Source organism: Sporosarcina sp. resist (genome assembly GCF_014302295.1).
GTDB classification, from domain to species: Bacteria; Bacillota; Bacilli; order Bacillales_A; family Planococcaceae; genus Sporosarcina; species Sporosarcina psychrophila.
Map to the genome: position 1 here is coordinate 4,255,526 of NZ_CP060287.1, position 15,595 is coordinate 4,271,120.

Consider the following 15,595-nt stretch of genomic DNA (forward strand, 5'->3'; position numbering starts at 1 on the left):
ACTGGATGAGGTCCTTATTGAGCATTAGTACTTATTTATTAATGCCATCTACCAAATCTTGCATTGCCTTTTCAGCTTCAAGTTGAAGTCCTTTTGCTGTGAAAGTAATAAGTTTTTCCTGTTCTTTAACTAAATCATTTTTCATTTTAGTGATTTTAGTGCGGAGGTCATTGATTTTCGCGTCGATTAAACCTTTAATTTCAGTAACGGTTAAACCCGTTTCCTTATCTAATTTAGTTTGAAGATCTGCTTTCGCCGCATTAATTGTATCTTCCAAGTCTTTAACAGCTTGATTAGTTACGGCTTTTACGTCCGTTTTAACTTTTTCATTCGCGGCATTTCCCGCAGCTCCTGTGTATTCCCCTAAATCATTTTTCGCATATTGAAGGGCGTCATCACCAGCTTGATTAATTAAACCGTTAGCAAAATTTGATAAGCTATCAAATTGACCAGACAAATAAGTGTTGATATGTGCTTGTTCTTCTTTTATTGCATCAATATGTTCTCGGCTTAGTTTCTCAGTATTTTTGTTTGCTACACCTGCTTGGGCTACGCCCTTTGCATTAATACTGTTTGTAGCATCTGTTTTCAGGCCATTATATTCAACCGCCAATCCGTCAACTTTACCGCCAGCGTATGCTGCAACTTGTCCTGCTACATTTGTGGATGCCTTCCCAAATTGCCCGTCATACCAATTTTTGAGGTTTGTGCCTGCATCTGTTGCACCGAACGCTACTCCTGCACCTGTTACGAGTCCAAATACCATTGTTCCTGCGATTACTTTACCTTTTACTGTTTTGAACATTTAATTATCCCCTTTTATCATATTGGTTTGTATGAGTGCTTATTCGCTAAATACGTCTTCTACCATCTTTTCGAATTCCTGATCAATTTGTGCTTCAATGTTCTGCTTGTCCACGTAATCATTGAAGTTTACGTTTTCAAGTTTATTAACCGTAGCGTTCAGACTATTTATCGTGTCAACCTGATACTTTTCGATGCCGGACTCCGCTTCTTTCACCTTATCGTCGCGGAAACTTGCCAATGCATAATCAATGCTTTTTTTTGAATCTCTCACAAAAACATTGACTTCTTTCAAGACCAATATCATACCGGTTGCAGTAGCTGCACCCAACTTTTCGCTTTCTTTATGGAATGCATTCTTATACCATTCGGAAAGGTTCTGTCCTGGATTGCCACTTGCATAAATGGTTCCTGCGCCCATTAAGAGAGTAAACACCAGAACAAACACCAGATTTTTTTTCATCGTTGACACCTCTTTAGTAGATTTCATACTTTTTTATGGAAATCTCCTCCAATGCTTTTTTCGGCTTGTTACCTTTTTTGTAACTACTTTTAGTATAGGAGTATTCCTGTCGGGCATCCTCACTCTAAAGAGTACTTTTCTGGTATCGTTTGTCTACTTCGGTTTTCTACTTTAGTGTAGTGTCGGTATACTTTTGTACCAGGTCGCTTCTACTTCGATGATTGGTTCTATTTTATAGAAGTAACTTTGGATATTGATTAATCGATGGGCAGTTGTAATAGATGTAGGTTCTTATCGATGTGAGAAGAAATAGCGACAGTATTCAGTGCTAAGCATGCAAAAATCCAACCAATCACGTACTTGGCTGGATTTTTTCCATACTTTTTTGAATAACGAAGTCTTGTAGGTTCTCATTTCACTTCGGTATCGCATAAACAATATACCGTTGCGGTGCATTGCCGATATACCGAAATGGATAGCATGTGGATAAAGTCAGCATTTCTTCCGGTGCTGTAGAACGGATGACTGTTGTATCATTTGCATCTACAATTTCCGTATCCACAACGGCATATGTAAAGGTACCATGCTGCATTTCCATAATGATTGTATCGCCATTTTGCAATTTGTCCAATCCAGTAAACACGGTGTCCCTGTGTCCCGATAACAGAATTTGATCTTTTTGCCCGGGATAAACGGTGCCTGTGTAGTGACCAACGCCTTGCTTCAAAGCATCGTCATCCGTCCCTTCCACAATGGGAAGCTCTTTTTGGATAATGGGAATTTGCAGGATGCCGATTGTTTGACCGTTCTGAAAAGACAGTTCGGTATGGGATGACTCAGGCTGGAATGACTTCATTTTTTGTTGTTCCAACTCTTCCTTTGCCTGAGCTAGTGCGACTTTTTCCGACTGCTGTGCGGACTTAAGCTGCAGACTGGCGTATCCAATGAAAAATAGTCCACTCGCCAGCAAAATCACAGCCATTTTTTTCAGCAAATTGCATCACCTCCAGCTAATAAAGGATGTGTTGATTCATCTCATATTCACTTCAGTTTTGACGAAAAACAGAAAAGCTACCAAGGCACGATACGCCATGCACAGGCAGCTTCTCAAAAGTTTCTCTTTAACCAATTAGCCATTTGAGTCATTTACGTGTCTATTGAGCTATTTTCATCCTTCTGTAATGCCTGATGATCATCAACACAATTCCACCTGCCACAAGTACAGAACCAACTAACATCAAATTAAATATATTTGTTGACGTGGCAGGCAAGTTGAACCCGGCTGTTGTTGGAACGCCGCTGTCGATCTGTCCTGGTATTGTGACTTGAACCGCCGGGCTATCGCTTCCTCCCTCCGCAGGGTTATCACTTCCTCCCTCCGCAGGGTTATCACTTCCTTCCTCCGCAGGGTTATCACTTCCTCCCTCCGCAGGGTTATCACTTCCTTCCTCCGCAGGGTTATCGCTTCCTCCATTCGCAGGGTTATCACTTCCTCCCTCCGCAGGGTTATCGCTTCCTCCCTCCGTAGGGTTATCGCTTCCTTCGCCCCCTGGGTTATCGCCTCCTCCATTCCCCGGGTTATCTCTTCCTTCCGCCGTAAAAGTGAAAACAAATGCCGCCCCAAGGCCTTGAAAATCATTTCCAAGGTGCTCCGGAAAACGAATAGTGATGTCCAGATTCTCCCCGCTGCCGCGTGTAAGTTTTCTTGCGGGCAGAGATTTAAATGCAGCCAATTTGCCCTGATACAATTCCTTGTCGTCGGCTTTTATTTCCAGCAGTAGCTCATTGAACAGCTTTTTTTCTCCACTGTTTTCTAACTGCATTTGGTAGGCAAAATCTTTGCTACCTAAGTTTTTGACTGTAATGGTCCGAGGTGCCCAGTCCCCAGGCTTCATATTGCTGATATCAAATAACGTATCATTTGGTGAAATGCTGATGTCTATATCAGCATTGCCCATGTTGTCTTCACCATCTGCTAATACGCTCGTCATAGGAAAGAAACAGATTCCGCTAATCAATAGAAGAACCGGAAAAAGTCGAAACAGTTTGCTCATGATAATGCCTCCTTACATATCTTAGCGATTGATTCAGGAAGAACTTTCTCCGCCATCTTCCCCCACTATATTCACCTTTTTTTTCGGAGCCAATTCGATTTCTCCAAGTGCTCTCCAAATCGTAAACCCCGAGTAGATAAGCAGCAGGAATCCGGGTATTAATAGCAAAAGCGCACCGTTCTTCGACTGGGTAAAGTTAATGAAGTACCCTACGTAAGGCACTGTAAAACCGGTGTACTCTGCTACCACATTGTCAGACAGAACTGGATTCATGTCCTCTGCATTGTTGTTGTCGCCTTTTGTCCGGTAAAGTACGGAGTCTCCACTTTTGACCACCTCAGTAATCCTGTGTGTGATCAAAATATTTTCTGCTTCCTGGAATGTGATGACGTCGCCTTTTTTAAAATTGGTTTTATCTTCAGCCGGTTTCACAGCAATGATCGAGCCTGTTAGGATTCCCGGCTCCATGGATCCCGACAGAACAGTTTTTAGTTGGTAACCGAAAAGTTGTGGCTCGCCGCCTGAGATTTTCGTGAAGACCACTACGGAAGCGACACTAATCAGCAGAACCATCAATATGCCTGAGACGATGCTACTTATCCTCTTCATTCGTTTCTTCTTTTTCATTAATTTCTTCTCTCTCATTTGTATCACCTTCTACTTTCTTTGTATTATTTTCTGGTTCTACGACAGCGTTCACTTCAGCTTCATTCTTTGTTTTAGAGCTGTCTTCTGGAGCCTTACTTTCTACAGAATCCTTTTCATCCGGTTTCTTTTCAGTAGATTCATCAACAGATCCATCCTTGATGTCCGGCTGTTTTTGACCATCATCTTCAGGCTTCTGCTGCTCGTTCTCTTTGTTAGCATCCGAATCTGCTTTATCATCTTCACCTTCTATGACCTTATCCTTTTCAATTTCTTCCTTAGATTCATCATCTATATTCTTGCAGTCGGCCTTTATTTTCTCGCTTGATACAGCATCCTGTTCGTTTTCTCCAACAGACTTACCATCTTCGCGCTTGCAATCGACATCGCTTGGTACAGCATCCTGCTCTTCTTTTTCCTTAGTCTTATCATCTTTGTCTAGGCAGTCGACTTCGGTTTCCTCACCCGATACCGTGTCCTTATCGTTTTCTTCCTTAGGCTTATTATCTATGTTCTCACGGTCGATCTTGATTTCCTCACCCGTTACAGCATCCTCTTCAATTTCCTCACCGCATTGATTCATAAGTACAACCGGGACTTCCCATCCGGCAGTGATCATCTGGGAGACTTCCGACTGGCTACTGAGATATGCGGATGTGTCAGACGAAATATAACTAATGCTAAAGATGACTAAATAACATATGAGTGCCAATTTTAAAGTCAGAAATGGACCTTGATGCTTTTTCCTACGTTTGCGCCTTCGGCTGGTTTTCAACCTGATCCCGCCTTTCGATTTTTTACCACTGGATTTTTCTTACGTATATTCCTCAAAACATAAAATAGTGTTATATGTTGAGAAATATATATAAGGAAGAGCATTGGTTGATTGATGAAATAAAAGGAAGGAGGAGAAGTGCTCTCCTCCCGGGATATATGTTATTTCTTTTCCCCTTTTGTCTGCTGTGCATCAAATGTCCATTTAAGCTCTAAAGAATCACCTTGGAATTCGTTTTGATCTTTGTCGTTCTCGACAAATTCGAATTGTACGGACAGCGTGTCAGAATTGCCGGCTTTTAAACCGCCTTTTTCTTCAAGGTATGGGACAAAGACTTTATTTGCAACGGCATCTGGTGTCATACCTTGTAACTCAGCAAGAGTTGTTTGGTAAACCACGTTGTCCAGTCCAGTCCACGGTCCCGTGATTGATTTATCGTGGTTCCACATGAAGTTAACTCGGATATGACTTCCAAAGTTTTCTACATTATCACCATTTTTGTCTGTTACTGTATACTCTGTCTTAAGTAATACCTTGGATATGTCGAGTGTGCCGTCATTTTTCAATGTAAAATCACGATTCATCCAGTCGCCAGGCTTAATGTTTTTTACATCGATAATTGTTTCAGGTTTTAGCGATAAATCCAGTGTACCGGCAGCGAATGTATTCGTGCTTGTTTCCACGTCGTTGAAATAAGCATATGTTCCCCCGCCGATCATACTTACAGCCAATGCTCCAGTTGCGATACCCATTGCAAGCTTTTGTTTAATACCCATTTTTAATTTCCTCCAATTAGTTTGTATTTTTTCGCTTTTATTGAATGCTTGTTCTTTTGTTCTTCCCTGCGACTTGGAAGAAATTATTTTCTTCTTCGATCTAAGGTATGAGTTCATTTTCACCTGATAAAGTAGCCTTGATTGCATGCACCATTTTCATAGTTTGGCAGCTGTTGTGATCGTTGACACCCCTTTAGTAGGTGTCATACTTTTTCATGGAAATCTCCTCCAATGCTTATTTCGGCTCGTTACCATTTTTGTAACTACTTTTAGTATAGGAGTATTCCAGTCGGGCATCCTCACTCTAAAGAGTAATTTTCTGATATCGATTGTCTACTTCGATTTTCTACTTTAGTGTAGGGTCGGTGCACTTTTGTACCAGTTCACTTCTACTTCTGTTAATGAATAGCTAACTCGGAAGTAATAGCTCTATCTTATAGAAGTAACCTTTAATATTGATTTACTGATAGGTAACAAGTAACTGAAAAGTCTTAATTCGCTAAAATACAAGTTAATAACAAAAAAAAAGAACCTCTTCAACCGCAGGAGATGACGTCATATTCAATGTAATTTGGTTATACTGAACTATATAAAAGAATATAATTTACGGAAACTGTGAAATACATCCTCTATATGGGCACCTTGGATGTATGGAGTTATTGGTGCAACCGACCTAATTACACTTGGACATTATGTTCAAGTTGATTGGGTTTTTATTATGAAATGAGAGGGTGTGACAAAAATCAGAAAGATTCTAGCTGATATATTAGGAGGATACACTCAGAAAGCTTCTGCTTTGGATTTGGTACAAGCATGCGCTACTAATAAACCAATCGAAACGAATGATACCTATCTAGATACATTGAAGCACGGTATATCGCTGTACCACCTAATGGATAATTCAAGCCCTCAAATTATAATGAATGAAATAATGGCAGCTATCATCAAGCTTACACATAGTGGAGAAGCATTCTTTTGGTTGACCGACGTAAATCATCAAAATAGCTACCTAACATCTTCTACGAGTAATCCCCACATTGAAACTAGCCTAAGAAAACAATGGAATACTATACGCCTGGAGAAAGAACTGTTTGTCAGTAAGATTAACGAGGATTGGTACGGTATGAAAGTAATTAGAACCTCCACTACTACCGGTGTGATTGGAGTTAAGATTTCCGGTTCAAGTGAGTCTAGAGAAACATTGCTCTTTAATCGCCCATTTGAGTTTTTAGCCGAACTTAGTGAAATAATGCTCGAAAGAATTCATACAGATTCAATGAAGGAGCAAATGATTGTAATTAAGGAGCAGAATCGTATCTCCAATGAAATTCACGACAGTGTTTCACAAAGATTGGTCGGTATTGTATATTCTCTGCACAGTTTACAAACAAAAAGTAAAGGCATGACAAGTACTGAGTTGAATGATGAATATCAATTTCTCTCACAATCTGCCAACACTACATTAAAGGAACTACGGTCGACGATATACGGTCTCAACTCGACGAAGAATGGCGAAAAATCTTTTCAAGTTTGGCTGCAAAACTATTTTGACGAGTATTCACGGTTAAGTGATATACGAATTGATTATCAGATAACGGGTGATGAAGCTTTACTATCAAGCGAACTAAAACAAGCACTCTATAGAATTATTTGTGAAGCTTGCGGAAATGCCGTTCGCCATGGCCAGTGCACGGCTATTGAACTCAGATTATCTATACTGGACGAGAAAACTGTATTGGAAATTCATGATAATGGAATCGGAATTAATTCGCACATATCCGAAGGCCAGCATGAAAAAGGTATCGGTCTCTTCAATATGAGACGTCTTGTAAGTACTTTTGCAGGAACGTTTTTGATAAGTGGATTACACGGGATAGGGACAGAAATACAAATCGAAATTCCAACCGCAAAAATACTTGAGAAGGTCCAGGTGATTGGCTAATGCAAATTGTTATTGTCGACGATCATCCATTAGTAAGAAAAGGATTAACATCTATCCTTACTATAGATGGAGCAATTGAAATCCTAGGTGAAGCAGCAAATAGAAATGACGCGCTAACTCTATTCCATGACACTACACCTGATTTGGCGATAGTGGATCTTCGCTTGGGAAATGAATCTGGTTTGGAATTAATTTCGGAAGCGAAACAACAAGGAATAACCTGTAAATTCGTCGTGCTAACTTCATCGACGGAAGAGCACGACTTTAAACAGGCAAAAGAAATAGGTGTCGATGGCTATATATTAAAAGAGGCATTACCTGAAGAACTGATCCATGCCCTCGGAGTTATCGGCAGAGGTAGAAAGTATTATGATCCAGGGGTGTTTGATTTGGTGATAAAATCGAAGGAAAGCCCTTTTGAAAATGATAGGCATATCGAACAGCTAACACCGAAGGAAAAGGAGATATTACTCGAACTCGGGATGGGCCATTCAAATAAACAAATTTCACAGGCTTTATATATTACAGAGTTTACTGTAAAAAAACATGTCAGTCAGGTATTAGCAAAGTTAGATCTTGCCGATCGAACAAACGCGGCATTGTATGCCAATGCTAAGGGCTTGGTGGCGTATAGTGTGAATTGAATGTTTGTTTAGTGCTAAAAACTCCCACAATTAGTAACCTCGTGGGAGTTTTTCTATTGAATAGAGTGGTGGAAAGATACGATCAGTTGAAATACTATATGCTCGGTTGGACGACAGTTTATGATCGGGTCGCGGGATATATGATCGGCAGGCCGGCAGTTATGATTGGATGGCCGGATATATGATCGGCTGCGTGGCGGTTATGATTGGGTGACGGGTTATATGATCGGCAACCCCGCGATTATGATTGGGTCGCGGGATATATGATCGGCAACCCGGCGGTTATGACTGGGTGGCGGGATATATGATTGGTCGGCCGACGGATTCGAATGGTCATTCGCACTTCGGGTATTCTGAATGTTGTCATGCGGAATAATTCTCCTATATAAAGCTCTTTGTCCTACTAAAATTCAACAAAAAAACAAAACCAGTCCCTTTAAAGCGAACTGGTTTTGCATAGGGCTATCTTATTGTTAAATCTCACTTTGCGTTTTGCGAGATTTTTTTCGTCTAAAGAACATCCAAGCTCCAAGTAGAATTATTCCAAAACCGGTCGCCATTGAACCGATTGGGAATGCTTCACCCGTTTGAGGTAATTTTTTACTTGGAGTCACTAAATCGGGATTACTTAGGTTACTCGGATTACTTGGATTACTTGGATTGCTTGGATTGCTCGGATTACTTGGATTGCTTGGATTGCTCGGGTTACTTGGATTGCTTGGGTTACCCGGTACGCCCGGATTCTCTTGTTCAACCGGTTCGCTTGGTTCAACTGGATTGCCTGGTTCACTTGGTTTGCCTGGTTCGCTCGGTTTGCCTGGTTCGCTCGGTTTGCCTGGTTCGCTCGGTTTGCCTGGGTCGACCGGTGGATAATACGGATTATATTTATTTGTTTTAATTACCTGTACCGTAACTGTCTGACCTTTAATAATTTCAAATTTTACTGGTGTAGTATCTAGAATATAATTAGTTGGAGCTTTTGTCTCGATGAACTGGTAGTTCCCTGGTTTTAAATTATCTACAACTAGTTTACCATCTTTATCCGTCGTTAAATCTTCTTTCAGCGTGATGCCTTTTGCATCTAGCAGTTTAAAGACTGCACCTGCAAGTTTTCCATTCCCATTATGTTCGGGACGCTTCGTAAGTTCAACTGAACCTGTTGTTAATTCGTTAAAGGCTTCTACTGTTTCTATAGCAGTTGGTCCTAGGATAATTGTAAATTTGATTGGAGTTGCATTCAGATCATAACCAAATAGTGTTTTCGTTTCTACAAACTGATAGTTACCTGGTTTTAATTCGTCTACAACAATTTTACCAGTTTCATCCGTTACCAATCCTACTTGAATCGCGTTACCTTTTTCATCTTGCAACTCAAATTCAACATCTGCTAAAATTGCACCATTATTGTCTTTATCGTATTTCGTTAATTCAACAGAGCCTTTAATGATCGTATTCGGAATTTCCAATCCACGCGTTTCAGTTTGACCTTTGTCAATTGTGAAATTAATTGGTGTATCGTCTAATTCATAGCCAAAAGGCGCCTTTGTCTCCACGAACTGATACTTGCCTGGTTTTAATTCATTTACAACCAATTTCCCATCAGCATTCGTTGGTAGGTTTTCTTGGAGCATTTCACCTTTTTCGTCTAGCAATTTAAACTCTGCACCTGCTAGAGTGACTGCATTGTTATCACTGTTCACTTTAACGAGTTCAACAGAGCCACGCGTCAAATTATTGTCTGTTGAAATCTGGAGCACTTCAGATTGACCTTTGTCAATCGTAAACTCAACTGGAGTTGGGTCTAAGTCGTAGCCAAAAGGTGCTTTTGTTTCGACAAACTGATACTTGCCAGGTTTCAAGTTGTCTACAACGATTTTACCTACTTCATTCGTTAGTAAGCCTTCTTCTAGTACTTTACCTTCTATATCTAGCAATTTAAATTCTGCACCTGACAATGTGTTTGTCGGATCTTCATTGTCGACCTTCGTTAACTCTACAGAGCCCGTCGTCAATTCATTTTCTGCTTTGACTGTCTCCACTTTGACATCAGCTGTCGTTTTACTTTTTTCAATTGTAAACAAAATTGGTGTTTCATCTAACACATAACCGAATGGTGCTTTCGTTTCTACGAATTGGTAGCTACCCGGTTTCAAGTCAGTAACAAGTAACTTGCCAATTTTGTCAGTTTTCAATGCCGATTGAAGTACTTTCCCATCAGTATCTTGCAGTGCAAATTCTGCACCTTCTATTACCAATTCAGCATTATCTTTATCGACTTTCGATAATTCAACTGAACCAGTTACCAATTTATTTGGTGCTTCGACTGATGTTGTAATTGAAGTTGCTCCAATTTCAATATTGAAGACAATCGGTTTTGGATTGAGTTGATAGTACGCAGGTGCTTTCGTTTCTACGAACTGATAAGCTCCTGGTTTTAAGTTAGGGACAGTGATTTTACCGTCTTGATCCGTTGAAATTCCGCCTTGAATTTTCTTACCTGTTGCATCTTGTAATTCAAAGATTGCGCCTTCCAATGTTGTTTCGGAATTGTCCTCGTCAATTTTTGTGAGGACTACGGATCCTAAAATCATTACATTCGTTGCCGTCAATTCAAGAATCGTATTTTGAGACTGTACAATCTTGAATGGAACTGGTGTCTGATCTAGCTTATAACCGAATGGCGCTTTCGTTTCAACAAACTGATAGCTGCCTGGATTTAAACCATTTTTAATGATTTTTCCGTCGCTATCTGTTGTCAAACCTTGTTCAAGCACTTTTCCAGTTGCATCTTGCAACTCAAATACTGCATTTTCAAGCGTGATTTCCGTATTTTCTTTGTCGACCTTCTTAAGTTCGACTGCCCCTTTAATAATCTTGTTCGTTACCGGTCCAACTTTCAGAACTTCAAGTTGGTTTTCTCCGATTGTAAATTGGATTGGCGTATCATCTACTAGATAACCTGCTGGAGCGATAATCTCGACGAATTGATACTCTCCTGCTTCAAGATTTTCCACATGAATTATCCCATCATCATTCGTCGTCTTAAGTCCAACTGTTTTATACTGATCACCATCTTTTCGTTCCAGCATAAAGTTGGCTCCCTTTAACTTCTTATTAAGGTCTTCGCTATCTACCTTCTCTAATTGCACAGCTCGCACAATTTTTTTGTTCGTAACAGTTTTATGGTTTCCTACTTTTTCTACATTTCCATCGACATATGCCTTATCAATTGTAATTGGTATCTCTTCTCCATTTTTAAGATATCCTTCAGGAGCCTCAGTCTCTACTAAGAGGTAATCACCCCAGAGTAATCTGTCGAAAGTGATGACTCCATTTGCATCAGTAGCTCCTGTTTTGATAGCTATTCCACTATCTTTGTCTTTCAATGTGAATTTAGCGCCTTCAAGTAGTTCGCCAGTTACAGCATCTGTTTTCGTTAGTTGTAGGCGTCCTAATTCACCTGAACCATCTCCCATACCCGAAGTTTTTCTCACTTCGATTGTGCTGGTCGTTTCCTCATTTTCAGAAGTAATATGCTCACCAGTAAATGAAACTTTATTTGTAATACTTGCTGGTGCTTTTAGAATAAATGATTGATATTCCAATATATACGGTTCACTAATTTCATTTACAAATGAAAGTTCGAATGCATAAGGATCATGACTTTCATTGAAATCGATCGTATAGTCTGTGCCCTTTGTTAATAATACACCTTTAGTCACTGCGCCAGCTGGATCTGTTTTTGCAGTATATAACCGTATTGAATCCTCTAAAACTGCTTGGTCAGCGCCTGGCATATCGGTAACTTTCGCATTCGAAACTTTCGATTGGGCAAAGTTAATGTTGACTTTCCAATCAATGATTTTCCCATTTTGCAAACCGGATTTAGCTGTGTATTTTCCACCGTGCGGAATTGAAACGGATGCTGTAAGATCTGTTTCTTTATCTGAGCCTTTCTTAACGGTTGCTGTGTTATCGTATTTTGCTTCGATGAAATTTAAATCTTTCAAGCTTGTTTTGTACGTTATCATGTACGGCTTTGATATTTCGTTTTTAAACTCAACTACAAAGCCTTGTTTTCCATCTTTTTCGATCCAACTAGTTGAATAATCCAATCCCTGAATTAATTCTTTAACTTCTGTTCCATTCGCCCCACCTGTGAGAGTCATTTCATGAACTTCTAATGATTCCTTTAAAACCTTTTGATTCCCAAGAATGAAGTCCTCCACAGAAGCATTCGAAAGAGTTTTAAGGTTATAGTTCACACCCACATTCCAAGTGATTTCTTGCGTCACGGCATTGTATGAACCATTTTTAAAACCGTTGGACTGTGTATAACCGTCTGGAGTAAATTTAGACTCCGCTTCTTTTGTTTGCTCTTTGCCATCTTTGTCTTTCCAATGAAGCGTTACTTTGTTTTGTAAATAATTCTTACTTTTATCTGCTCGCTGTTCATAATCAAAAGCTGTTGTATATTTGATGGTATGTGGTTTCGTTATCGTGTTTTTAAACTCAATGACAAACTCATCTTGTTCGTTTTTTGTGAGTTCATAATCTGTACCGCTTGTTAATGTTCCTACATCGCTCGTAATAATAATGCTCTCCGGATCCAATGTAAGGCCTTTATTTGTAAAGATATCCGTTAATTTCACATTATTCATTTCATGACTGTCGTGATTGAAAGTAATTGCCCAATCAATTGTTTTGTCTTTGTAATTGGGTGTTCCATGAGATTTAAACAAGATTTGTTGGTTAATATCCCTGTCTGCACCTTTCGACAGGTCACCAGTAGTGACCGTATTGGTGATTTTATCCCCTTCAAACACACGGTCAGTTGCTTTTGTTTTATAGATAATTTTATAAGCGGAATTGATATCTTCATTGAACTGAAGCTCAAATCCATTTTTATTGTCTTCAGATTTTGGAGTAACAGTGTAATTTGTAAACTCTTCGACTACACCTTCGCCGCCGCTATCATTGATTGCAACTTTCTGTACGTTAAAAGAATCAGCTATAAGCTCCTGGCTACCATTGAATAAGTCTTTCAATAATGCGTCCGCTATAGCAATATTCTTTTCATTATAATTATATTTAATTTCCCATGTGATTGTTTGAGTCTTAACATCATAGTGACTTGACCGTTTTTCTAACGGCTGGCCTCGCTTAACACTAACAGTTGCAGCTGCTTCTCCAACATCACTGCCATCCGATAACAACGTTGCTGTGTTTGAAAAAACTGCTTGATCTTGATCTGTAATCGTTGTCGTATACACGGCTCGATATGCAGTGCTAATGTCTCCATTAAAATCAATTATAAAATCTTTACCATCTGCTGTTGTTCCGACCGTATACTTACTCGGATCCATTTCCTCTCCAAGACTTATGGAACCATTCAATTGAACCTTGAGATGGTACAGCTTTAAAGAATCTGCTTGAAATGCTTGACCGGCCTGTATTGGGTCGCTAAGGATTGCATTATTAATTTTTTTCAGATTTTTATTAAAATCGACTGTCCATTCAATTGTTTCAGAATTATAGATTTTGTTAGGTAACCCACTTTTCTCAACAGCAGGCCCACCCGGTTCAAAGGTTAGAGGGATCGTTATTGAAGCTCCACCTTCTATAGGCGTGATTGTTATCGTTCCTTCTTCAGTAACGATAATGTCTTCACTTAATTCTGTCCAAACTTGAATAGTGCCACTGATATTTGAATATTTTTCGATGAAGTCCGTGAACGTTACAGTGACTACCCCATCGAGTGTAATACTGAAATACCCCACTGTTTCACCGTTAGATTTCATTTCTTCATTATTAACAATGTTATAAACTTCTAGTTCTTTTGGGAGATTGAATGTAAATGTAGATCCGGCTTTATAGCCATGACCATCTTCAAGTGTCCATGTATAATCGACCGAGATTAGTGAGTCGAATCCTGGGTTATCAATTGGATTCCCATCCTTATCTTCATATGCTAATTTGAAACCGGTTAAAATATTATCTACTATTTCCGTTGCCGCTTTGCTTTCTTCTACTACTGGTAGTTTTTCCAAGTCCTCACATTCCAATAGTTCATCGGTTTCATCGCATTCTATTGGCTTCTCACATTCTGGGGATTCGGCAATTTCTTCACATCCCAATTCATATTCTGTTACTTCATTTTCCGGCACTTCATTTTCTGGTAGTTCTGGAGATTCGTTTTCGGCACCTTCTTCATCTTCACCAGGAGTTACTTCTGGTTCTGTTACTGGTTCATCTGGTTCTATCTCTGGTTCTATTCCCCCAACATCTTCCTGGGCAGCTTCAACTTGAACTATCTGATTATCCTCATTCAGTTCAGTTTCACTGAATTCGTTTGCACTTGCGGAAGCCAATGGTCCCAAAATAGCTTGCCCAATCAGCAGTAACATCAAGGCAAATATATTTAACTTCTTCACGCTATCCCCCCTATCTGTTTGTTATTCGACTTGTCCGCCCAATAATAGGCATTTCGAAATTTCATACCCAATTCCCCTTTTCATAATAAATATATTTAAATCAATTTCTATAAATATTAATTTATGATTTTTGAAACTACTACTTCTTTAGTGCCGCCTGAACAATCAATCGGTTCGGCGGGTTAACTGCTCCAAGCGGTGTGCAAGTGACCAGTGTGAGAAATGGTCCTTCTTGATCATCGAGGACGGACACATCCGATTGATGGACGATAAATGAGTCGACTATGACAAATTCATATGTACCTTCTTGTGTGGTCACTTGAATTTCGTCGTTCATCCTTAATTCATTCATACGATTGAATTGTTTCCCTTTCGCTACAGCTCTGTGGCCAGCTAAACCAATGTTGTTGACGCCGAATTCTTTCTTAGGCTCTATCATGCCGATGCCCTTGCTGAGCGTTTCGGGGCTCGTCCCGTCAAAGATAATCATTTCAAGGTCAATTTTGTTAATATTAATAATTCCGCGAGCTCCTTCCAATAATTTGGATTTCTCGCCAGTTGGTTCATTGTATTTCTGCACCGCGAGTGTATCTTCATATTGATTGGAGGCATGCTCAATTTGTTCCGTATTGCCTAATTGTTCAAAACTCCTTACCAGCTGCTGCTGACCACGATCATAGTGCTGTTTTTCAAGTTGCGGATAAAATACAACCGCTAAGCCAATGACCATCAATAGAACGCCTATAATTCTCCGCAATCCTATTCGCTCCTTTAGTGGACATGAAAAGTGAACGTACGCTAAGACTTTTCCCAGCCCCTTGGCAAACGTTTCATAATTTATCATATGGAATCCCTCTTATAGAACGCTTTACAACCTCTTACACTTCTCTTAAACATTCAATAGCCAACGTCTTTTCGTAGTGACTACGCCTGAATTTGAAGATTGCTGTTTGGTCTTCTCGGGACGTTGTACAGTTTCGTAACATTAATTATTGAAGTGCTAACAACACTTTATCAATCTCACACTCAGGCATTATGGTATACTATTATTAATCACA

12 protein-coding genes, 1 pseudogene and 1 riboswitch are annotated in these 15,595 nt (G+C 39.7%); of the genes and pseudogenes, 3 read left to right on the plus strand and 10 right to left on the minus strand.

Features of this window, described 5'->3' with window-relative positions; genetic code table 11:
• Positions 1–31 precede the first annotated feature (31 nt).
• The 8 genes and pseudogenes from H7992_RS20480 to H7992_RS20510 all read right to left on the minus strand — a co-directional run bounded on the left by H7992_RS20480 (position 32) and on the right by H7992_RS20510 (position 5,517).
• On the minus strand, positions 32–805 hold the full coding sequence (locus H7992_RS20480; protein ID WP_187045824.1) for a hypothetical protein: 774 nt from the start codon (positions 803–805) through the stop codon (positions 32–34).
• Between the two features lie 39 nt (positions 806–844).
• Positions 845–1,267: a hypothetical protein gene (locus tag H7992_RS20485; protein ID WP_187045825.1), complete on the minus strand. Its 423-nt coding sequence runs from the start codon at positions 1,265–1,267 to the stop codon at positions 845–847.
• A gap of 415 nt (positions 1,268–1,682) precedes the next feature.
• Positions 1,683–2,261, minus strand: coding sequence for a class D sortase (locus H7992_RS20490; protein ID WP_255428505.1), 579 nt, complete (start codon positions 2,259–2,261; stop codon positions 1,683–1,685).
• 160 nt (positions 2,262–2,421) lie between these two features.
• Positions 2,422–3,321: a hypothetical protein gene (locus tag H7992_RS20495; RefSeq protein ID WP_187045826.1), complete on the minus strand. Its 900-nt coding sequence runs from the start codon at positions 3,319–3,321 to the stop codon at positions 2,422–2,424.
• Positions 3,322–3,354: 33 nt separating this feature from the next.
• Complete coding sequence (gene sipW / locus H7992_RS20500) at positions 3,355–3,966, minus strand: signal peptidase I SipW (protein WP_255428506.1); 612 nt, start codon at positions 3,964–3,966, stop codon at positions 3,355–3,357.
• On the minus strand, positions 3,914–4,585 hold the full coding sequence (locus H7992_RS20505) for a midas domain-containing protein (protein ID WP_255428507.1): 672 nt from the start codon (positions 4,583–4,585) through the stop codon (positions 3,914–3,916). Before H7992_RS20505 ends, sipW begins: the two co-directional genes overlap by 53 nt.
• Positions 4,586–4,612: 27 nt before the next feature.
• A pseudogene (locus H7992_RS25170) lies at positions 4,613–4,741 on the minus strand (hypothetical protein); the annotation flags it as partial.
• A 161-nt stretch (positions 4,742–4,902) separates the two neighbouring features.
• Entirely contained in the window at positions 4,903–5,517 is a 615-nt protein-coding gene (locus H7992_RS20510) for a CalY family protein (RefSeq protein WP_187045828.1), read from the minus strand.
• Between the two features lie 599 nt (positions 5,518–6,116).
• Positions 6,117–6,198, plus strand: a riboswitch (cyclic di-GMP riboswitch).
• Positions 6,199–6,250: 52 nt separating this feature from the next.
• Between H7992_RS20510 and H7992_RS20515 the strand changes: the two genes are divergently transcribed.
• From H7992_RS20515 to H7992_RS24895, 3 genes are read left to right on the plus strand one after another with little or no spacing between them, the layout of a single operon-like run.
• Positions 6,251–7,459 (plus strand): sensor histidine kinase, encoded by a 1,209-nt coding sequence (locus H7992_RS20515; protein WP_187045829.1) that lies wholly within the window; start codon positions 6,251–6,253, stop codon positions 7,457–7,459.
• The gene (locus H7992_RS20520; protein WP_187045830.1) at positions 7,459–8,103 is read left to right on the plus strand and encodes a response regulator; all 645 of its coding nucleotides are present in this window, start codon (positions 7,459–7,461) and stop codon (positions 8,101–8,103) included. The genes H7992_RS20515 and H7992_RS20520 overlap by 1 nt, the downstream gene beginning before the upstream one ends.
• Before the next feature lie 56 nt (positions 8,104–8,159).
• A complete protein-coding gene (locus H7992_RS24895) occupies positions 8,160–8,288 on the plus strand; it encodes a hypothetical protein (RefSeq protein ID WP_255428508.1) in 129 nt (42 codons plus the stop codon).
• Positions 8,289–8,576: 288 nt separating this feature from the next.
• On the opposite strand, the gene H7992_RS20525 is transcribed toward H7992_RS24895, so the two are convergent.
• Both H7992_RS20525 and H7992_RS20530 read right to left on the minus strand, forming a co-directional pair.
• Positions 8,577–14,537 carry a SpaA isopeptide-forming pilin-related protein gene (locus tag H7992_RS20525; RefSeq protein ID WP_187045831.1) on the minus strand — a complete coding sequence of 1,987 codons (5,961 nt, stop codon included), beginning with the start codon at positions 14,535–14,537 and terminating at the stop codon, positions 8,577–8,579.
• A gap of 139 nt (positions 14,538–14,676) precedes the next feature.
• Complete coding sequence (locus tag H7992_RS20530) at positions 14,677–15,294, minus strand: class D sortase (protein ID WP_255428509.1); 618 nt, start codon at positions 15,292–15,294, stop codon at positions 14,677–14,679.
• Between the last annotated feature and the right edge of the window lie 301 nt (positions 15,295–15,595).